At 55.3% G+C, this 20668-nt stretch carries 16 protein-coding genes; 12 read left to right on the top strand and 4 right to left on the bottom strand.

Translation table 11 applies throughout. The annotated features are described in order from the left end of the window. Positions 1-35: 35 nt before the first annotated feature. Positions 36-530, top strand: a complete 495-nt coding sequence (gene tadA, locus ACXIZX_RS14025; RefSeq protein WP_008101500.1) for a tRNA adenosine(34) deaminase TadA — start codon at positions 36-38, stop codon at positions 528-530. Here tadA and mltF read toward each other — a convergent pair. Beyond that, a complete protein-coding gene (gene mltF / locus ACXIZX_RS14020) occupies positions 527-1984 on the bottom strand; it encodes a membrane-bound lytic murein transglycosylase MltF (RefSeq protein WP_008101499.1) in 1458 nt (485 codons plus the stop codon). The two genes, tadA and mltF, sit on opposite strands and share 4 nt — an antisense overlap. 270 nt (positions 1985-2254) lie before the next feature. On the opposite strand from mltF, the gene purL reads away from it, so the two are divergent. The 5 genes from purL (at position 2255) to glnB (ending at position 10610) form a co-directional block, all read left to right on the top strand. Next, complete coding sequence (gene purL, locus ACXIZX_RS14015) at positions 2255-6145, top strand: phosphoribosylformylglycinamidine synthase (RefSeq protein WP_154155637.1); 3891 nt, start codon at positions 2255-2257, stop codon at positions 6143-6145. 614 nt (positions 6146-6759) lie between these two features. Continuing rightward, a complete protein-coding gene (locus tag ACXIZX_RS14010; protein ID WP_479404386.1) occupies positions 6760-8187 on the top strand; it encodes a sensor histidine kinase in 1428 nt (475 codons plus the stop codon). A 3-nt stretch (positions 8188-8190) separates the two neighbouring features. Next, positions 8191-8862 carry a two-component system QseEF-associated lipoprotein QseG gene (gene qseG, locus ACXIZX_RS14005; RefSeq protein WP_479404385.1) on the top strand — a complete coding sequence of 224 codons (672 nt, stop codon included), beginning with the start codon at positions 8191-8193 and terminating at the stop codon, positions 8860-8862. Between the two features lie 2 nt (positions 8863-8864). Then, positions 8865-10196, top strand: a complete 1332-nt coding sequence (gene glrR, locus ACXIZX_RS14000) for a two-component system response regulator GlrR (protein ID WP_479404384.1) — start codon at positions 8865-8867, stop codon at positions 10194-10196. Positions 10197-10271: 75 nt separating this feature from the next. Beyond that, positions 10272-10610: a nitrogen regulatory protein P-II gene (gene glnB / locus ACXIZX_RS13995; protein ID WP_007886217.1), complete on the top strand. Its 339-nt coding sequence runs from the start codon at positions 10272-10274 to the stop codon at positions 10608-10610. Between the two features lie 51 nt (positions 10611-10661). On the opposite strand, the gene hmpA is transcribed toward glnB, so the two are convergent. Beyond that, positions 10662-11846 carry an NO-inducible flavohemoprotein gene (hmpA, locus tag ACXIZX_RS13990; protein WP_479404383.1) on the bottom strand — a complete coding sequence of 395 codons (1185 nt, stop codon included), beginning with the start codon at positions 11844-11846 and terminating at the stop codon, positions 10662-10664. A gap of 339 nt (positions 11847-12185) precedes the next feature. Between hmpA and glyA the strand changes: the two genes are divergently transcribed. Then, the gene (gene glyA / locus ACXIZX_RS13985) at positions 12186-13439 is read left to right on the top strand and encodes a serine hydroxymethyltransferase (RefSeq protein WP_008101485.1); all 1254 of its coding nucleotides are present in this window, start codon (positions 12186-12188) and stop codon (positions 13437-13439) included. 129 nt (positions 13440-13568) lie between these two features. Continuing rightward, positions 13569-14708 carry a 3-phenylpropionate MFS transporter gene (locus ACXIZX_RS13980; protein ID WP_061717987.1) on the top strand — a complete coding sequence of 380 codons (1140 nt, stop codon included), beginning with the start codon at positions 13569-13571 and terminating at the stop codon, positions 14706-14708. On the opposite strand, the gene csiE is transcribed toward ACXIZX_RS13980, so the two are convergent. After that, positions 14705-15973: a stationary phase inducible protein CsiE gene (gene csiE, locus ACXIZX_RS13975; protein WP_479404382.1), complete on the bottom strand. Its 1269-nt coding sequence runs from the start codon at positions 15971-15973 to the stop codon at positions 14705-14707. The two genes, ACXIZX_RS13980 and csiE, sit on opposite strands and share 4 nt — an antisense overlap. Positions 15974-16128: 155 nt before the next feature. Between csiE and ACXIZX_RS13970 the strand changes: the two genes are divergently transcribed. The 3 genes from ACXIZX_RS13970 to ACXIZX_RS13960 all read left to right on the top strand — a co-directional run bounded on the left by ACXIZX_RS13970 (position 16129) and on the right by ACXIZX_RS13960 (position 18938). Beyond that, the gene (locus ACXIZX_RS13970; protein WP_479404381.1) at positions 16129-16755 is read left to right on the top strand and encodes a DUF1007 family protein; all 627 of its coding nucleotides are present in this window, start codon (positions 16129-16131) and stop codon (positions 16753-16755) included. After that, positions 16746-17729: a nickel/cobalt transporter gene (locus ACXIZX_RS13965; RefSeq protein WP_479404380.1), complete on the top strand. Its 984-nt coding sequence runs from the start codon at positions 16746-16748 to the stop codon at positions 17727-17729. Before ACXIZX_RS13970 ends, ACXIZX_RS13965 begins: the two co-directional genes overlap by 10 nt. A gap of 195 nt (positions 17730-17924) precedes the next feature. After that, positions 17925-18938: an MFS transporter gene (locus ACXIZX_RS13960; RefSeq protein WP_061717979.1), complete on the top strand. Its 1014-nt coding sequence runs from the start codon at positions 17925-17927 to the stop codon at positions 18936-18938. Positions 18939-18974: 36 nt separating this feature from the next. Here the strand turns inward: ACXIZX_RS13960 and suhB are convergent, their stop codons facing one another. Then, positions 18975-19778, bottom strand: a complete 804-nt coding sequence (gene suhB, locus ACXIZX_RS13955) for an inositol-1-monophosphatase (protein WP_008108283.1) — start codon at positions 19776-19778, stop codon at positions 18975-18977. Between the two features lie 121 nt (positions 19779-19899). On the opposite strand from suhB, the gene trmJ reads away from it, so the two are divergent. After that, on the top strand, positions 19900-20643 hold the full coding sequence (gene trmJ / locus ACXIZX_RS13950; RefSeq protein ID WP_008108285.1) for a tRNA (cytosine(32)/uridine(32)-2'-O)-methyltransferase TrmJ: 744 nt from the start codon (positions 19900-19902) through the stop codon (positions 20641-20643). Positions 20644-20668 lie beyond the last annotated feature (25 nt).

Below are 20668 nucleotides of genomic sequence, written 5' to 3'. Positions count from 1 at the left end.
AATGCGCCGCCTTAAATGTCCACAGGAGTTGCCCGGTGAACCCACAAACTGATGAATATTGGATGCGTTATGCGCTGGAACTGGCGAAGCGCGCGTGGGAGCAGGGCGAAGTGCCGGTCGGTGCGGTGCTGGTGCAGGGCGACAAGGTGATTGGCGAAGGCTGGAATCGGCCGATTGGTCAGCACGATCCTACCGCGCATGCCGAGATCATGGCGCTGCGCCAGGGCGGCAAAGTACTGGAAAACTATCGTCTGCTGGATACCACGCTGTACGTCACGCTGGAACCCTGTGTGATGTGCGCCGGTGCGATGGTGCATAGCCGCATCACGCGACTGGTGTATGGCGCTAAAGATGAGAAAACCGGCGCGGCCGGTTCACTGCTGGATGTGATTGGTCATCCTGGCATGAATCATCAAATTCAGATTGATTGCGGCGTGCTGGCGGAAGAGTGTGCCGGGATGCTGAGTGACTTCTTCCGCATGCGTCGCGAGCAGAAGAAGGCGCTGCGTCAGGCGCAGCGCACCGGTTAATTCATCGCAATTTTCGGTTCGACCGCCGGGTAACCGGCGCCTAACTCCGCTTCCAACGCCGACTGCTGCGCTAAACGCTTCTCCTGCTCCTGCAAATATCCCACCAAACTGATCTGATACTTACGGATGTTCTCAACGTAGTTATAGGCTTCGTGGCCGCGCGCGTAGCCGTAGGTGGTTTGCGTGTAGTAGCGCTTCTGGCTCAGCATCGGCAAACGCAGCTTCACGTCGGCCCAGCTGTCCGGATTGCCGCCCTGTTTCGCCGTTAGCTTGCGTACATCCAGCATGTGCGCGTAGCCCATGTTATATGCCGCCAGCGCGAACCAGATGCGTTCATCCTCCGGAATGGTCTCCGGCACTTTCTCCATCATGCGCTTGAGATATTCGCTGCCGCCGCGAATGCTCTGTTCGGGATCGAGGCGATCGTCAACGTCAAGGCTATCGGCGGTATTGCGCGTCAGCATCATCATGCCACGCACGCCGGTTGGCGACGTAGCCTGCGGATTCCAGTGCGATTCCTGATAAGAGATTGCCGCCAGTAAACGCCAATCCATGCTGGCAGAATATTTCTCAAACAGCGGTTTGATATCCGGCAGCGTGTTATCAATGGCGCGCAGGAAGGTGCGGGTATCAACGTAATCAAAGGTGCCAACGTGGCCGAGATACTTCTCTTCCAGCCGCGCCATGGTGCCTTCCTCGCCCATCTGGCTGTAGAAGTCGAGCATCGCCGCGCTGAGGCTGTCGTCATCGTTACGCGGCAAATACCAGGTTACCGGCTCTTCATCGGTCACATCAAATGCTACCGCCAGCTGCGGATGAATACGCTGCAGCAGGCCGATGGTGACCGAATCGCCCACCGTGTAATCGAGTTTGCCGTCGGCAACCGCTTCAAGCAGCGCTTTCTGGCCCTGATCGGTGGAGATCGCCCAGTCGAGATCGGGATAGCTGTCAGCTTTGGCGGAACGTAAAGTTGACAGATATGCCGAACCAGACTGCACAATCAGGCGGCCTTTGAGATCGCCGAGATTCTTCGGCCGGGGCTTATCAATGCGGTACACCAGTTGCTGTGACACCGAATAGTAGCTCGGGCCACTTTGGTAGTGCGCGAGGCGCTCGCTGTTGTAGATCAAGCCGGCAGCCAGCAAATCCGCTTTACCGTCATCAAGGTCGTCAAACAGATCGCCAAGGTTAGGACGCACCTCAACTTCCAGTTTCACGCCCAGGTAATCGGCGAAGCGCTTCGCCAGCTCGTAATCCATACCGGCTGGTGCATTGTTAATGGTGTAGTAAGTCAGCGGAGAGTTAACGGTACTGATGCGCAGCACTCCGCGTGATTTGATCTGTGATAGCGCGTCTGTTCCGCCCCCGTACCACGGGATGGAAGGCCACAATGCTAGCGCAAGTAGCACGGTGATCAGACCGATAAACAGATAGTTTATTTTTAGGCGTTTCAAATAGTTGTCTCGTAATGGCTCACAGGCCTCTGTCTTTTAAAGGCAGTATTTATGTTGTTTTAACTCCCAGAGCGAGGGGCATTTTGCGCAACAAAAAGGGGCAGGGCAACTTTTATAGCAAGAATTGTGCAAAATTCAGCCAAACGCCAGGTGCCAGAATTTATGCGCAAACGGTTTCGTAACCCGTGCTGTTTCTCTATAATACCGCCCGTTTTCCCCTGTTGCGCCCAATGAAGCGTCGCCCGGCACTTCAAAGACGAGAGATCTTTAATGATGGAAATTCTGCGTGGTTCGCCCGCTCTGTCGGCATTTCGTGTAAACAAACTGCTGACCCGCTTTCAGGACGCTCACCTTCCGGTGAGTGATATTTACGCCGAGTACGTCCATTTTGCCGATGTTAGTGCACCGCTCAGCGCGGATGAGCAAGCCCGCCTGCAACGCCTGCTGAAATACGGTCCTTCTCTCGCCGAACACGCGCCACAAGGGCGTCTGTTGCTGGTAACGCCGCGTCCCGGCACCATCTCTCCGTGGTCATCGAAAGCCACCGACATTGCCCACAACTGCGATCTGCCACAGGTATTGCGTCTTGAGCGCGGTATGGCCTTCTATGTGCAGGCACCTGAGCTGACAGAAGCACAGTGGCAGCAGCTGGCGAGCCTGCTACATGACCGCATGATGGAAACGGTGTTCGCTGACCTCAACGATGCGCAGCAGCTATTTGCTCACCATCAGCCGCAGCCGCTGAAAAGCGTTGACGTGCTGGGCGCCGGTCGCAGTGCGCTGGAGCAGGCCAACACCACGCTGGGCCTGGCGCTGGCCGATGATGAGATCGATTATCTGCTTGATGCCTTTACTAAGCTGGGCCGCAATCCAAACGACATTGAGCTCTACATGTTTGCGCAGGCAAACTCTGAGCACTGTCGTCACAAGATCTTCAACGCCGACTGGATTATCGACGGCGAAAAGCAGCCGAAGTCGCTGTTTAAAATGATCAAAAACACCTTTGAACATAATCCTGAGCATGTGCTGTCTGCTTATAAAGACAACGCAGCGGTAATGGAAGGTTCTGAGGTTGGCCGCTTCTACGCCGATGCGCAGAAGGGCGAATATGAATTCCATCAGGAAGAAGCGCATATCCTGATGAAGGTCGAAACCCATAACCACCCAACCGCCATTTCACCGTGGCCGGGTGCCGCGACCGGTTCCGGTGGCGAAATCCGTGATGAAGGCGCAACCGGACGTGGCGCGAAGCCAAAAGCCGGTCTGGTCGGTTTCTCGGTATCGAACCTGCGTATTCCTGGTTTTGAACAGCCGTGGGAAGAGGATTTCGGTAAGCCGGATCGCATTGTCACCGCGCTGGATATCATGACTGAAGGCCCACTGGGCGGCGCGGCGTTCAACAACGAATTTGGTCGTCCAGCCCTGAACGGCTACTTCCGTACCTACGAAGAGCGCGTAAACAGCCACAATGGCGTTGAGCTGCGCGGCTATCACAAGCCAATCATGCTGGCGGGCGGCATCGGTAACATCCGTGCCGATCACGTGCAGAAAGGCGAAATCGTGGTGGGCGCCAAACTGATCGTGCTGGGTGGACCGGCGATGAACATCGGTTTAGGCGGCGGCGCGGCATCTTCGATGGCGTCTGGCCAATCGGATGCCGATCTCGACTTTGCGTCAGTACAGCGCGACAACCCAGAAATGGAACGTCGTTGCCAGGAAGTGATCGACCGCTGCTGGCAGCTGGGGGAAGCCAACCCGATTCTGTTTATCCACGACGTCGGCGCGGGCGGTTTGTCGAACGCCATGCCAGAACTGGTGAGCGACGGTAATCGTGGCGGTAACTTCAACCTGCGCGACATCCTCAGCGATGAGCCAGGCATGAGCCCGCTGGAAGTGTGGTGTAACGAGTCGCAGGAACGTTATGTGCTGGCGGTTGCCCCTGCACAACTGGCGCTGTTTGACGAGCTGTGTAAGCGTGAACGCGCACCTTATGCCGTCATCGGTGAAGCCACCGAAGAGCTACATCTGAACCTTGCCGACAGCCATTTCGACAACAAGCCAATCGACATGCCGCTCGACGTGCTGCTGGGCAAAACGCCGAAGATGACGCGTGATGTTGCCAGCCAGCAGGCTAAAGGTGATGCGCTGCAGCGTGACGGCATTAGCGTGGCGGATGCGGTAAATCGCGTGCTGCACTTGCCGACCGTGGCAGAAAAAACCTTCCTGATCACCATTGGTGACCGCAGCGTAACCGGCATGGTCGCGCGCGATCAGATGGTAGGTCCGTGGCAGATTCCGGTTGCGAACTGCGCTGTCACCACCGCCAGCCTCGATAGCTATCACGGTGAAGCATTCTCCCTCGGCGAGCGCGCGCCAGTGGCGTTGCTCGACTTCGCCGCCTCAGGTCGTCTGGCCGTCGGTGAAGCGCTGACCAACATCGCAGCAACCTCAATTGGTTCGCTGCAACGCGTTAAGCTGTCTGCGAACTGGATGGCCGCTGCTGGTCACCCGGGCGAAGACGCCGGCTTGTACGCTGCGGTGAAAGCGGTCGGCGAAGAGCTGTGTCCGGCGCTGGGCATCACCATTCCGGTGGGCAAAGACTCGATGTCGATGAAAACCCGCTGGCAGAATGGCACCGAGCAGCGCGAAATGACCTCGCCGCTGTCGCTGGTGATCACCGCTTTTGCCCGCGTTGAAGATGTGCGTCGCACCGTGACGCCACAGCTGCAAGCGGATCAAGACAACCTGCTGTTGCTGGTGGATCTCGGCAACGGCGCGAACACGCTTGGCGCGACTGCGCTGTCGCAGGTTTATCGTCAGCTGGGCGACAAGCCTGCCGACGTGCGTGACGCCACGCAGCTGGCGGGCTTCTTCAACGCCATTCAGGCGCTGGTGGCCGAGCAGAAACTGCTGGCTTACCACGACCGTTCTGACGGCGGCCTGCTGGTCACGCTGGCGGAGATGGCCTTCACCGGTCACTGCGGCATCGAAGCGGATATCGCCGCGCTGGGCAGCGATGCGTTAGCCGCATTGTTCACCGAAGAGCTGGGCGCGGTGCTGCAGATCAACGCAGCGGATCGTGCAGCAGTCGAGAAGGTGTTTGCTGACCACGGCCTGAGCGCTAACCTGCATGTGATTGGTAAAGCACTGCCGGGCGATCGCTTCGTGATCCGTTCTGGCGACAGCGCGGTGTACAGCGAAAGCCGTACCACGTTGCGTACATGGTGGGCAGAAACCACCTGGCAGATGCAGCGTCTGCGTGATAACCCAGCCTGCGCCGATCAGGAGCATGAAGCGAAGAAAGACGATAACGATCCAGGTCTGAACGTCCATCTGACCTTCAAGCCAGAAGAAGATGTTGCGGCACCGATGATCGCAACGGGCGCGCGTCCGCGTGTGGCAGTGCTGCGTGAGCAGGGCGTCAACTCACACGTGGAAATGGCTGCCGCCTTCCATCGTGCGGGCTTTACTGCGGTTGACGTGCACATGAGCGATCTGCTGGCTGGCCGTCGCGGTCTGGAAGAGTTCCAGGCGCTGGTCGCCTGCGGCGGCTTCTCGTACGGTGACGTGCTGGGTGCGGGCGAAGGTTGGGCGAAATCCATCCTGTTCAACGGCCGCGTGCGTGATGAGTTCGAGAACTTCTTCCATCGTCCACAAACGCTGGCACTCGGCGTGTGTAACGGTTGCCAGATGATGTCGAACCTGCGTGAACTGATTCCAGGCAGCGAGCTGTGGCCACGCTTTGTGCGCAACCAGTCCGAGCGTTTCGAAGCGCGTTTCAGCCTGGTTGAAGTGGCGGCGAGTCCATCGCTGCTGCTGGATGGCATGGTCGGATCGCATATGCCAATCGCGGTATCGCACGGTGAAGGTTTTGTCGAAGTGCGTGACGGCGCGCATCTGGCACAGCTGGAGAGCAAAGGTTTAGTGGCGCTGCGCTTCGTCGATAACTTCGGCAAAGTGACAGAAAGCTATCCGGCCAACCCGAATGGCTCACCAAACGGCATCACTGCGGTAACCAACGAAAGCGGTCGCGTCACTATTATGATGCCGCACCCAGAGCGTGTGTTCCGTACCGTGAGCAACTCATGGCATCCGGCAGAGTGGGGTGAGGACAGCCCGTGGATGCGTATTTTCCGCAACGCGCGCAAGCAGTTGGGATAAGCAAAACAAAGGCCGCTAAATAGCGGCCTTTTTTATTCTTCTGCGTGTTTTGTAAGGTCGCCATTCATGGCGACCTTGCTAAAATCTGCATAAGTTTCAACCTGTCGGAAAACAACGACAATCCCGCCATTACACTGTCGCCAAAAGGTGACATTTAACTCATTGATTTATATGAATGGGAAATTAACACGCCAAACCCGTTGCTAATCAGCGACACTTTTCACTGACCGTCCGGTCCGCTTTTCTCCCGGATCCCGCTTCCTGTCTGGCATTCCTCTGATAATAAACGCTATTTATTTATTGGCACGATACTTGCTATACTCCTTGCGTGGCTCATTCACCTGTTTATGATTGCCCCGCTTTAGCGGCTGAGCTCATAAAAACCGAATGACGCACCAAACGGAGCCTGTCGTCCACCTCACCGATAATCGTTTGCTTTGCAACGTTATCAAACATCGGACGCAACGTTGAGTTAGGCTCCACCTAATTTGCAAGCGATGCTGCGGCGTCGCTCTCACGGCAGGCCAAAAGGCCTGCCGTTTTCATATCTGGCCTTTCTTCCGTTTTGATACTTCGCTAGCATGCCTGCAGCTCACATTTAAGGAAGCGCGGTTGTGATGAAATGGCGTCTGTTTCCCCGATCCCTGCGGCAATTAGTGTTAATGGCTTTCCTGCTGGTACTGCTGCCGTTGCTGGTGCTGGCGTGGCAAGCGTGGGAAAGTCTTTCGGCGTTAAGCAACCAGGCAGCGGATACCAACCGCAACACCTTTACCGATGTGCGTCGAAGCGAAGCGATGGCGCGAACCGCGCTGGAGCTGGAGCGCAGCTACCGCCAATATTGCGTGCTCGGTGATGCGTCGCTGGCGAAGCTGTATCAAACGCAGTGGACGCGCTACGGCCAAATGCTCAGCAGTCACGCCGCCAGTTTGCCCGATCTGCCTTCCTTTAAAGTGCTGCAAACCACCTTGCCGCAGCTGCAGCAGTTGCAGTGCGATAACGGCAATCCCGAGGCGCAAGCTGCCAGCGCGCTGGAGCGCTTTTCCGATACCAACACACAAATGGTGCAGGCAACACGTGAAGTGGTGTTTTCGCGCGGCTTACAGCTGCAGCGTGAAATCGCCGATCGCGGCCAGTTTTTTGGCTGGCAGGCGCTGATTCTGTTCCTGATAAGCCTGGTGCTGGTTTTGCTGTTTACCGGGATGATCATCGGTCCGGTGAAACGGGTAGAACGCATGATCAATCGATTGGGCGAAGGCAAAGCGCTGGGTGATAGCGGCAGCTTCCGGGGGCCGCGTGAGATCCGGTCGCTGGGGCAGCGCATCGTCTGGCTGAGTGAGCGCTTAAGCTGGCTGGAAGAGCAGCGCCACGAATTTTTGCGTCACCTGTCGCACGAGCTAAAAACGCCGCTCGCCAGCCTGCGTGAAGGCACTGAACTGCTGGCCGATCAGGTCGCTGGTCCATTGAATGCCGAGCAGCAGGAAGTGGTGGCAATCCTCGATACCAGCAGCCGCCATTTACAGCGGCTGATCGAGCAGTTACTCGATTACAACCGCAAACTGGCTGATGGGCCGATGGCGCTTAAGCCCGTGGCGCTAAATGAAATCATTGATTCAGTGGTAAAAGTGCACTCGTTGCCCGCCAATGCGCGTGAAATGACCACTCATGTTGATCTGCAAGTGCATCACTGTCTGGCGGAAGCGACGCTGCTGCAGCGGGTGATTGATAACCTCTATTCGAACGCCGTGAACTACGGCAGCGAATCCGGTAACATCTGGCTGCAGAGCCAGCAGAAGGGCAACCAGGTGTGGATTGAGGTGGCAAACACCGGCACACCGATTCCGGCTGAAGAGCAGGCGATGATTTTTGAGCCCTTTTATCAGGGCAGCCAACAGCGCAAAGGGCCGGTCAAAGGCAGCGGGCTGGGCTTAAGCATCGCCAAAGATTGTCTGCGCAGGATGCACGGCGATCTGCAGTTGGTAACGCGCAAGGATGCGGATGTCTGTTTTCGTATCATTCTGACGACCAGCGCCGGGAATGCCTGATTAATGAAATTAACCCTATTCAAACTTGTGGCCAGTGCAGTGCTGGTTTTGGGCCTCAGCGCCTGCCAGGCACCGTCACAAGATCGTACGCAGCATAATGGCGTCAGCGTGCCTGAACCGGACGTGCGCCTGCCGGATTATCTGGCGACCGATTGCCAAAACGTGTGGCAAATCGAAACGCCAGCCGCCTCCGGCAATCCGCTCTATTGGCAGCGCGCCATTGATTGCGCTGAGCGCTTATCGCCAGCCGAAGCGCGGGCAGAAGCACGTCGTTGGCCGGTGCAAGGCTGGGCGCGCGCCTTCAAGCAGGGCATCTTGCTCGCTAACGGTAACGTCACGCCGGTTGAGCGCCGTGATTTTGTCACCACCTTAGACGGTTACAGCGCCGCTTATCCGGCGTCGGTGCGTCCGTTGTTGCAGCTGTGGCGTAGCAATCAGGCGGCACAACTGGAGCTGAGTGAAGCGCGTGGACGTTACGCCGCTTTGCAGCAGAGTAATGACGCCGAGATGGATAACTTGCGCCAGCAGCAAACCAAAATGCGTCAGTCGCTGGCCGATACCCAACGCAAGTTAGAGCGTTTAACCGATATTGAACGCCAGCTGTCGTCGCGCAAAGCGCCCGACAGCAGCGACGCATCGCACGGCGGCAGCGATGTGCAAAGTGAGGATCAGTAATCATGAAACAAGCCGCACGTTTATTGCTGGTGGATGACGATCCGGGCTTATTGAAACTGCTTGGCATGCGCCTGAGCAGTGAAGGATATCAGGTTGCGACAGCCGCCAGCGGGCCAGAAGCCCTGCGCCATCTGCAAAAAGAGAAGGTCGATCTGGTGATTAGCGACCTGCGCATGGATGAAATGGATGGTCTGGCGCTGTTCGGTGAAGTGCAGAAACGTCATGCGGGCTTGCCGGTGATCATTCTCACCGCGCACGGATCGATCCCGGAAGCGGTATCCGCCACACAACAAGGCGTGTTCAGCTTTCTGACCAAACCGGTCGATCGTGACGCTTTGTATAAAGCGATAGATGAAGCGCTGGCCCAGCGCGCGCCGGTCAGCGATGACGGCTGGCGCGAAGCGATTGTGACCCGTAATCCGCAGATGCTGCGTTTGCTGGAGCAGTCGCACATGGTGGCGCAATCTGACGTCAGCGTATTGATAAACGGCCAAAGTGGCACCGGTAAAGAGGTGCTGGCGCAGGCAATTCACGCCGCCAGCCCGCGCGCCACTAAGCCGTTCATCGCCATCAACTGCGGTGCGCTGCCGGAACAACTTTTAGAGTCCGAACTGTTTGGCCACGCTAAAGGCGCCTTTACCGGCGCGGTCAGCGCACGTGAAGGTTTGTTTCAGGCGGCCGAAGGCGGCACGCTGTTTCTCGATGAGATTGGCGACATGCCGCAGGCGCTGCAGGTGAAACTGCTGCGTGTGCTGCAGGAGCGCAAAGTGCGTCCGTTAGGCAGCAACCGCGATCTGGATATCAACGTGCGGATTATTTCCGCGACGCACCGCGATTTGCCCAAAGCAATGGAGAAGAAGAGTTTCCGCGAAGATCTCTACTATCGTCTTAACGTGGTGAACCTGAAAATTCCCGCGCTGCACGAGCGTGCTGAAGATATCCCGCTGCTGGCAAATCATCTGCTGCGCCAATCTGCCGATCGCCATAAACCTTTTGTGCGTAGCTTCTCGGTGGATGCAATGAAGCGGTTGGTCAGCGCCGCATGGCCGGGCAATGTGCGCCAACTGGTCAACGTGATTGAGCAGTGCGTCGCCTTAAGTACCGCGCCGGTGATCAGTGATGCTTTAGTTGAACAGGCGCTGGCGGGCGAAAATACCGCGCTGCCCACTTTCGTCGAAGCGCGTAATCAGTTTGAACTCAACTATCTGCGTAAATTGCTGCAGATGACCAAAGGAAATGTCACCAACGCTGCGCGTCTGGCTGGACGTAACCGCACTGAATTCTATAAGCTGCTGTCGCGCCATGAATTGGACGCCAGCGAATTTAAAGAGTAGCTTGCTGCGGCGGCGGCAGGAACACGTATACTATATTTATCCGTCCATCATGGAGGGAGTTAAAAAGGATCTGTCATGAAAAAGATCGATGCAATTATCAAACCATTCAAACTCGATGATGTACGTGAAGCGTTAGCTGAAGTGGGCATCACCGGGATGACGGTCAGTGAAGTGAAAGGCTTTGGTCGTCAGAAAGGTCACACTGAGCTGTATCGCGGAGCTGAGTACATGGTCGATTTTCTGCCAAAAGTGAAAATCGAAATGGTGGTAGGTGACGATATCGTCGATACCTGCGTAGAAACCATTATGAAAACCGCGCAGACCGGCAAAATCGGCGACGGCAAAATCTTTGTCTTTGACGTGGCGCGCGTTGTGCGTATCCGTACCGGTGAAGAGGACGAAGAGGCGATTTAAGCCCCTTCGCGCATTGCCTGAAAAAGCCTGCCTCGCGCAGGTTTTTTTGTTTTACAGCACCTTGTGCGGACCAAACACTTCGTAATGGATGCGATCGGCATTGATGCCGGCATCAACCAATTGACGCGCGACAAACTGCATAAATGGCAGCGGACCACAGATCCAGAACTGACGCTCGGCCTGGTTAAGCGCGGCGGATACGCTCGCTAAATCCATCAAGCCTTGCGCGTCGTAGCGTCCGGCATCTGCACTTTCTGGCTGACGATACCAAACGTGGCTGGTGAAGTTTGGCAGGCGTGCGCCAAGGGATTTCACCTCTTCGGCAAATGCATGCTGCGAACCGGCTTCTGCGGCGTGCAGCCAGTTAACCGCCGCTGCATGTTGCTGCTGCGCCAGGTTAGCCAGCATCGCCAGCATGGGGGTTTGGCCGACGCCAGCCGAGATCAGCGTAATCGGCGTAACTGCTTCAGCCTGCAGGAAGAAATCACCGGCTGGTGCCGCGCACTGCACGATATCACCCACCTGCGCGTTATCGTGCAGCCAGCCCGACACGCTGCCCAGCGCTTCGCGTTTAACTGCGATGCGATAAAACTGCCCATTTGGTTGGTGCGTCAGCGAATACTGGCGATGCTGGATATTTTCAAAACCTGCCGGTTGTAAGCTGATCGCCAGATACTGACCGGGCAGGAAGGTTGCCACCGGCTGACCGTCGTTTGGCACCAGTTCAAAACTCTTGATCACCGAACTTTCCTGATTGATGGCGCGAATACGGAAATCACGCGCACCGCGCCAGCCGCCGGTTTTCTCTTCGGAGGCCGAATAGATGGCTTCTTCACGCTGGATAAACACATCGGCCAGCACACCATACGCTTTGCCCCACGCGGTCAGCACCTCTTCACCCGGATGCAACAGCTCATCAATCGTCGCCAGCAGATTTTCACCGACAATCGCGTACTGCTCAGGCTGGATGTTCAGGCTGGCATGCTTCTGCGCAATCTTCTCCACCGCTGGCAACAGCACGGCCAAATTCTCCAGGTTGCTGCCATACGCCACAATGGCGTTGAACAACGCTTCCCGCTGATTGCCGCTGCGCTGATTGTTCATGTTGAACACATTTTTCAGTTCAGGATGTTGCGTCAGTAAACGCTGGTAGAAATGGCCGGTAAGTTGCGGACCGATCTGGGCAATGGCGGGCAAGGTCGATTTGATGGTAGCGATGGTTTGCGCGTCGAGCATGGTGAAATCCTCAGAGTGAATTTAAACATGTATTTAAAATGCATCTTATGAGTAATCGAAGCGCCTGTAAATCCCTCTTTGTGATTAAGGATTAAGCAAAAAAGGTGCGGGCTGGCCCGCAAAGCTGAAATTCTTTCCCGATGAAAGTGAGCAAATTTCGTGATTTTCCGGCTTGCAAAAAAGCGTAAAAAACCCGTTCCAGCGCCATGCCAATCGTTTGCGCAAAAAGAGGGGATTGACGCTACCGTCACCTGTCAAAACCGTTTACACTGTTCGCCTTCGCCCCCTAGCCGGGGCCTAAACTGCCGTTAAAAAGTTAGCTGAGTCAGGAGAGTCCGGATGTTAAAGCGTGATATGAACATTGCCGATTATGATGCCGCGTTGTGGCAGGCTATGGAGCAAGAGAAAGTGCGTCAGGAAGAGCACATTGAACTGATTGCTTCTGAAAACTACACCAGCCCACGCGTAATGCAGGCCCAAGGTTCACAGCTCACCAACAAATATGCCGAAGGCTATCCGGGCAAACGTTATTACGGCGGATGTGAATACGTCGATATCGTTGAGCAGCTGGCGATCGATCGCGCTAAAGAGCTGTTCGGCGCAGATTTCGCTAACGTGCAGCCGCACTCTGGTTCTCAGGCCAACTTCGCGGTTTATACTGCGCTGCTGCAGCCGGGCGACACCATTCTGGGTATGAACCTGGCGCACGGTGGTCACCTGACGCACGGTTCCCCGGTAAACCTGTCTGGTAAGCTGTACAACGTTATCCCTTACGGCATCGATGAAACTGGCAAAATCAACTACGAAGAGCTGGCTGAACTGGCGCAAACCCACAAGCCAAAAATGATCGTCGGCGGCTTCTCTGCTTATTCTGGCGTGTGCGACTGGGCCAAAATGCGTGAAATCGCAGACAGCGTTGGCGCGTACCTGTTCGTTGATATGGCGCACGTTGCGGGCCTGATCGCCGCAGACGTTTACCCAAATCCGGTTCCTCATGCCCATATCGTGACCTCAACCACCCATAAAACCCTGGCGGGTCCGCGCGGCGGCCTGATCCTGGCGAAAAACGGTGATGAAGATCTGTATAAAAAACTGAACTCCGCGGTGTTCCCGGGTGGTCAGGGCGGTCCTCTGATGCACGTTATCGCCGGTAAAGCGGTGGCATTCAAAGAAGCGATGGAGCCAGAGTTCAAAACTTATCAGCAGCAGGTTGCTAAGAACGCGAAAGCAATGGTGGAAGTTCTGCTGGAGCGCGGTTACAACATCGTTTCCGGTGGCACTTACAACCACTTGTTCCTGATCGATCTGGTCAGCAAAAACCTGACCGGTAAAGAAGCCGATGCCGCTCTGGGCCGCGCTAACATTACCGTGAACAAAAACAGCGTACCCAACGATCCGAAGAGCCCGTTCGTGACTTCAGGCGTGCGTATTGGTACCCCAGCGGTGACGCGTCGTGGTTTCCAGGAAGCTGACGTTCGCGAGCTGGCAGGCTGGATCGCTGACGTGCTGGACAACATCAACGACGAAGCGACCATCGAACGTACTAAACAGAAAGTGCTGGAAATCTGCAGCCGTCTGCCGGTGTACGCGTAAGTTTTACGCTAGTCGATGCAGTGCAAAAAAGGATGGCGCAAGCCATCCTTTTTTTATTGCCGTCGCGGCAGCGCTCTGACAAAGTAGCGGCCACTCGTGCTGCTTAGCAGCATTTTTGCTGGAGGGAATATGGCAATCGGCTCCGCCAAATGGCTCGGTTTGGGCTACTTCACTTACTTCTTCTGTTACGGCATTTATCTTCCTTTCTGGAGCGTCTGGCTAAAAGGCACCGGACTCGATGCGGAAAAAATCGGCCTGCTGCTGGGTTGCGGCATGGTGGCGCGTTTTGTCGGCAGCTTGCTGATTGCTTCGCAGGTAAAAAATCCCTCCCAGCTGATCACCGCGCTGCGCCTGCTGGCGCTGATGACCTGCCTGTTCGCCATCGGTTATTGGCTGGGGCAACAGTGGATGTGGCTGCTGTTCGTGATGATCGGCTTCAACCTGTTTTTCTCACCGCTGGTGCCGTTAAGCGATGCGCTGGCCGCCACCTGGACGCAGCAAATCGGTCTGACTTATGGCCCGGTTCGTTTGTGGGGGTCGCTGGCGTTTGTCATCAGTTCTGCCTTAACCGGCATGCTAGTTACTGCGTTCTCGTCTCAGGCGATTCTGGTGCTGCTGTCACTGGGCGCGATCAGCATGTTGGGTGGGATGATGTTAACGCCTGCGACTAAGCCGCAGGGCAGTGAACGTCAGACATCCACCGACGGTGGCTGGCAGGCATGGCGTGATTTGCTGCGCGAAAATGCGGTGTGGCGCTTTATGTTATGCGTGACATTGTTGCAGGGCGCACATGCGGCTTACTACAGCTTCAGCGCGATTTGGTGGCAGGAGAGCGGTTATTCCGCATCGATTATCGGCTATTTATGGTCGCTGGGCGTGGTGGCTGAAATCATCATTTTTGCTCTTAGCAGCCGGCTGTTCCGCCGCTGGAGCGCGCGCGATCTGCTGCTGTTATCGGGCGTGTGCGCCATTATCCGCTGGACGATGCTCGGCTCCAGCACCGCCTTGCCGCTGCTGATCGTGGCGCAGATTCTGCACTGCGGTAGCTTTACCGTCTGCCATTTAGCGGCGATGCGATTTATTGCCGCGCGCAAAGGTGCGGAAGTGATTCGTCTGCAATCGCTTTACTCGGCGCTGGCCATGGGCGGCGGTATTGCGGTGATGACCATGATTTGCGGTGTGCTGTTTGCTCATCTGCAAGGACATCTGTTCTGGGTGATGGCGTTAGTGGCGCTGCCGGCGCTGTTCCTGCGTCCGCGCGCCGCTTAACTCTCCAGCAACTGGCGAATGCGCTGCTGCTGATGGCTACTCAGCGGCAGCTCAGCCTGGATCAGCGGCGGTGAAAACAGCGGCAACGAAATGGCATACGGCGTGATCACCAGCGCGATATCACGCGGCGCGCCTTCACGCTGAAAGTGCACAACATCCTGATAGCTGATGTTAATCGGTAGCAATGTCATTTCACGTAGCTGCTGCTCCAGCAACTGCTCCAGCGCGGCATCCGCGCCTGTCAGCAGCAGCACCTGCTTTTCCTGCAATGCACTCTCCTGCATCAGCCAGGCACCAAATAATACCGCCACCAAACTCACCTCTTCGGCACTAAAGCGCGTGGCAAAATTACGGCTGAAATGCTCAAGCGCGCGCTCCGTGGTGCGCAGCAGGCGCGGGTAGAGTCGTGCGACATCCAGCGCCACGCTGTTATCAATGCCGATGGCAAAATGACTGCGATCCAGCGCCTGCGCCAGATGTGTAAAGAGTTGCTGAGTAAGTTCGGATCGATTCTTAAAGGTGGTTTGTGCCAGCTGCTCAAAGCGCGTAATCAGCGCTTCCACTGACTGCATCAGCTTTACCGCTTGTGGATGCTCCAGTTGCGTAGCGATTGGCGCGTGAATCAAGCTAAACAACAGCGTCCAGAAGTCGGTTTCGCTCACGTCCGGCGTTATATGGCAGCGTTTCTGCCAGTGATGAATTACGTCGTCGGCGGCAGCACGTTCGGCTTTTTCCGCCAGCCATGCACGTTGCCCGTCATTGAACAGGGCGTTTTGCCGCTGACACAGCGAGTATTTCATGAAGATTTGCAGAAACAGGCGGTCGCGCGCGCTGAAGTCGCGCGCCAGGCGCAAACTACAGTGCTGGATCAGCGCCTGCAGGTTGGTTTCATCCCACAGCGCTTTCTCGATTTTCAGTACTTTCAGGCGCTGACGCAGCACCGGGGCAAAATGCTCGCAGACAAAATCCTGCGACAAACGCAGCGCGCGTCGCAGCCAGTGGATCAGGCACAGCCGCCTGTCCAGTTCCGTCCCATGAATGCGGAAGCTGCCATCGACCATCTGGTGTAGCTCCAGTTGATGGTAACGCTGTATCTCCTCTCCGACATCCGCGATATCCTGTCGGGCGACAACAGGCGCCACGCCATTTAACTGGCAGAGCTTATCAAGCGTCAACGCGGGAGCGGGCAGAAATAGCAGCAGTAACAGATGACAACGACGCTGGGAGCGGCTGAAGAGTGGTGCAGAGGAAGGTGCAGAACTCATCAATGGTTTATCCGCAGGTCACTTTTGAGCTAAGAATAGCTAACTCCACGCGGTAACCTTGCACTTTGTCGTGACTTTTGTTCAGAGCTTTAGGGCGGGTCACAATTTTTCTGGACCACTCTACACTTCACTTTAAAATTGTTACTTTATAACACATGAAAATTGCACTCATTACGTTTACGCTGTTGTTCAGCACCGCAGCCTGGTCACATCCGCACAGCTTTATTGACATGAAAACCGAGTTCATCAGTGACAACCAACATCTCAGCGGCATGAAAATGGTGTGGACCATGGATGAGATTACTTCTGCCGATCTGCTATACGACGCAGGTAAGGCCAAACCTGGCGATGTGGTATGGAAAAAGCTGGCGGCGCAGGTGATGGCCAACGTGCTCGGTCAGCACTATTTCACTGAAGTGTGGCAGGACAAGAATCGGGTCAAGTTCCTCAATCTGCCGAAAGAGTACAACTTATCGCGTAATGGCAACAAAGCGGTGCTGGAGTTCATCGTGCCGTTTGGCGAGCCACAGTTATTAAGTGCGAAGCAGTATCGCATTCAGACCTTTGATCCCAGCTATTTCGTTGATATGTATTACGATAATCCACAGGCATTAACCATGGACGACACCATTAAATCCCATTGCCAAATCGATCTGCACACGCCGAAACCGGATGACTCGCTGAAGCAATATGCGCTGTCGCTGGATAAAGCCGATGCGCCGCCGGAGGATATGGATCTTGGCCAGCAATTCGCCCAAACGGTAACGCTCACATGTCATTGATTTCGCTGCCTTCTCGCTCACGTCGTTTATGGCCGCTGTGGCTGATGGCGGCATTATTACTGCTTGCTGGCGTACTGCTGTGGCAGCACTGGTCGCAGATTTTGCTGCAAAGCGTGCTGTGGCAAAAAGTCCTGAATCGCGAGATGACGCAGCTGTTGCAACAGGTCGCTGAACAGCCGCAGCAGGCGGGCGTGACGCTGATGCTGTTTAGTCTGGCATATGGCGTGTTGCATGCGCTGGGTCCGGGACACGGCAAAGTGGTAATCACCACCTTCCTCGCCACTCATCCGGCAAAGTTGAAAACCAGCATGAAACTGACGCTGCTGGCGGCTTTGCTGCAGGGCGGCGTGGCGATTGGTTTGGTGACGCTGATGTTGGTGGTGCTGCAAACCTCGTCACGGCAGATGCACCTCGGCAGTTACTGGCTGGAGAAGGGCAGTTATCTGCTCGTTGTCGCGCTGGGTGTTTGGGTCGGTTGGCGTGCATTGCGATCGCTGCGCCAGCAACTGCGTTCTCAGCCAAAGCTGCAGATCCACGCTATTCGTCCTACACATCAGCATGATGAACACTGCGGCTGCGGTCATGCGCATCTGCCCAGCGCCGCACAGATGGATCAGGCGGTTAGCGCTAAAACTCAGGCGCTGGTGGTGTTTTCCATGGGGCTGCGGCCCTGTTCCGGTGCCATCATGATGCTGCTGTTTTCCAAAGTGATTGGCGTTTATGTGTGGGGCGTTGCCTCTGCCGTAGCGATGGCGGTGGGCACGGCGTTGACAGTTTCGGCGCTCGGCTTGTTAGTGCAGCGTTCCCGTGTGCTGGCGCAACGTTTAGGACAGGCTGGCAGCAGCCATCCTTCTGCTAAGCTGCTGGTGCCGCTGCTCGCCTTGTTGGGTAGCGTGCTGTTAATCGTTGCGGGCGTTGCATTATGGCAAAGTGCTTCACCAGGCATTGGCGGCGGAATTCGTCCTTTCTTGTAGTCTAAAAAATAATAAACGCAGCGGTAATAGTATCGTCTGCGTTTAAACCGTTATCCGCCTCATATAATTAAATCTCATCCCTGTACTAATCTGGTGGAAATAGCGTTCACCGACTACGCTAATTGTTACCAGTCAGGCTTCTGGTCCATTCAGTAACAATAATTATTTATCGTAATATTTTGCGAGGAAAAAACGATGCCTGAAACCCGGATTAATAATGGCGGTGTAGAAACTGTTCATGAAAATCATGTCGGTTTGCCGTTGAAGCGTATTTCCTGGAGCGCGGTATTTGCAGGCGTTATCGCTGCGCTAATCATTCATATTTTATTAGGTATATTGGGCACGGCAATTGGTGCGACCACCATCGATCCGCAGCAGGAACAAAACCCACTGCAGCATCTGGGAACTGGCGCGTTAATCTGGACTGGCGTGAGTATGTTAATCGCCATGGCCGTGGGTAGCTACGTTGCAGGGCGCCTGGCGCAGCGCGAAGGGGCGATGCACGGATTACTTATGTTTGGTGTCAGCACCATTCTCACGCTGTGGCTGGCGATTACCTTAGCCACTGGAATAATTGGAGGAGCCTTTAATATTTTAGGCGCTGGGGTTAATGCGGTTGGCAGTGGAATTTCCGCTGCGGCGCCTTCACTCACCAATATGGCAAAAGAGAAGCTGCAGGAAAGTAATATCAATTTAGATGATTTAAAAAATGAATTACAAACCACGCTGCGTCAAACCGGCAAGTCAGAATTACAACCTGAGAATCTGCAAAAGGATGTAAATAACGAAGCCAATAACGCGCAAAATCAAGCAGAGCAAACGGCACAAAATCCACAGAATGCTGACAATGATCTGGCTAATTGGTTGAAAGGCGTTATGAATCGTCATTCAGATACATTGCAGGCTGCCGATCGTGATGCGCTGAAAAATATAATTAAGGCGCGTACCGGTAAAAGCGATCAGGAAGTTGAGCAGATCGTGACGAAGACTGAAGAGAGCTACAAAAAAGCCGTACAGCAATATCAGCAGTTGAAACAGCAGGCAGAGCAGAAAGCGCGTGAAGTGGCTGAGCAAGCCGCTGCCGCAACGGCGAAAGCAAGCTGGTTCACCTTCTTTATGCTGGTGATTGAAGCGGTACTGGCGGCGTTGATGGGACGCGTGGGGCGCAAGACGCAGCCGCGTCAGGTATTAAGTCACGAACGTCGGTAAATAAAAAAGGCGGCTGATTCAGCCGCCTTTTCTCACTTAGCGCTTCAGCGCTTCACTCAATTCTTCACGCATCGATGCCAGCATCGCTTTCACTACGCGTGGGTTACCCGCAACGATGTTACCTGACATTACGTAACCGTGGTTGCCGGTAAAGTCAGTCACCAGGCCGCCCGCTTCACGCACCAGCAGTTCGCCCGCGGCAAAATCCCACGGCTTCAGGCCAATTTCGAAGAAACCATCAACGCGACCCGCTGCGGTGTAAGCCAGATCCAGCGCCGCTGAACCGGTGCGACGGAAATCGGCACACTGGGTGAACAGTTTGCCAACGATGTTGATGTAAGGCGTTGCATGCTGCTTCAACTTGAACGGGAAGCCGGTAGCCAGAATGGTGCCATCCAGATCGCGAGCCGTGCTGCCGCGCAGGCGATAGCCGTTCAGCTGTGCGCCCTGACCGCGTACGGCGGTGAAGAGTTCGTTACGCATTGGATCGTAAACCACAGCCACTTCGGTGCGGCCTTTGATGCGCACAGCGATAGATACTGAGAAGTGTGGAAGACGTTTGATGAAGTTGGTGGTGCCATCCAGCGGATCGATTACCCATTGAATGTCCTGATCTTCGCCCGCCAGTTCACCGCTTTCTTCGGTGATGATGGTGTGTTTCGGGTACGATTTACGAATTACTTCGATAATCAGACGTTCTGCGTCACGGTCAACATTGGTAACGAAGTCGTTGCTGCCTTTCTGGCTAGCTTCAACTGCGTCCGGGGTTTCATAATTCTTGGCAATTAAATTTCCGGCCTTGCGCGCTGCGCGCACGGCGATGTTGAGCATCGGATGCATCGGTATCTCTCGCTGGATGTTAAAGAACGGGGAAAACGGCGCGGAGTATATCAGCGTGTTCAGCAAATGTCCTCTTTTTATGTTAGGATGCGCGCCATCATTTCCCTGACCACCTCTAATTATGCTGCAGAATATCCGAATCGTACTGGTAGAAACCTCGCACACTGGCAACATGGGCTCCGTCGCACGCGCGATGAAAACCATGGGCTTAACCAACCTTTATCTGGTCAATCCGCTGGTGAAACCGGATTCACAGGCCATTTCCCTCGCCGCCGGTGCCAGCGATGTCATTGGTAATGCGCGCATTGTCGATACCATGGATGAAGCCATTGCCGGCTGTAGTTTGGTGGTTGGCACCAGCGCACGTTCACGTTCGCTGCCGTGGCCAATGTTGGATTCACGCGAGTGCGGTATTAAAAGCGTTGAAGAGGGCCAGCAGGCGCCGGTTGCGTTGGTGTTTGGCCGCGAGCGCGTCGGCCTGACCAACGAAGAGTTGCAGAAGTGTCACTATCACGTCGCGATTCAGGCCAATCCGGAATACAGCTCACTGAATCTGGCGATGGCGGTGCAGATTATCGCTTACGAAGTGCGCATGGCCTGGCTGGACGCGCAGGAAAAAGCCGCGCCGACGGAACAAGCTGTTGAGTCACCGTATCCGCTGGTTGACGATCTCGAGCGCTTCTATCAGCACATCGAACAGATGATGCTGAACAGCGGCTTTATCCGTGAAGGCACGCCAAGCCAGGTAATGAGCAAGCTGCGTCGTTTATATACGCGTGCGCGTCCTGAACGTGATGAACTGAACATCCTGCGCGGCATGATGGCATCGTTCGAAAAGCGCAAAGGTAATGTGGATAATAGTTGAGTAAAACACTTGGTTAAATAGTTGA

It is taken from the genome of Candidatus Pantoea symbiotica (genome assembly GCF_056491525.1).
Note: the sequence above shows the minus strand (reverse complement) of the source record. Positions and strands in the feature narration are given on the sequence as shown.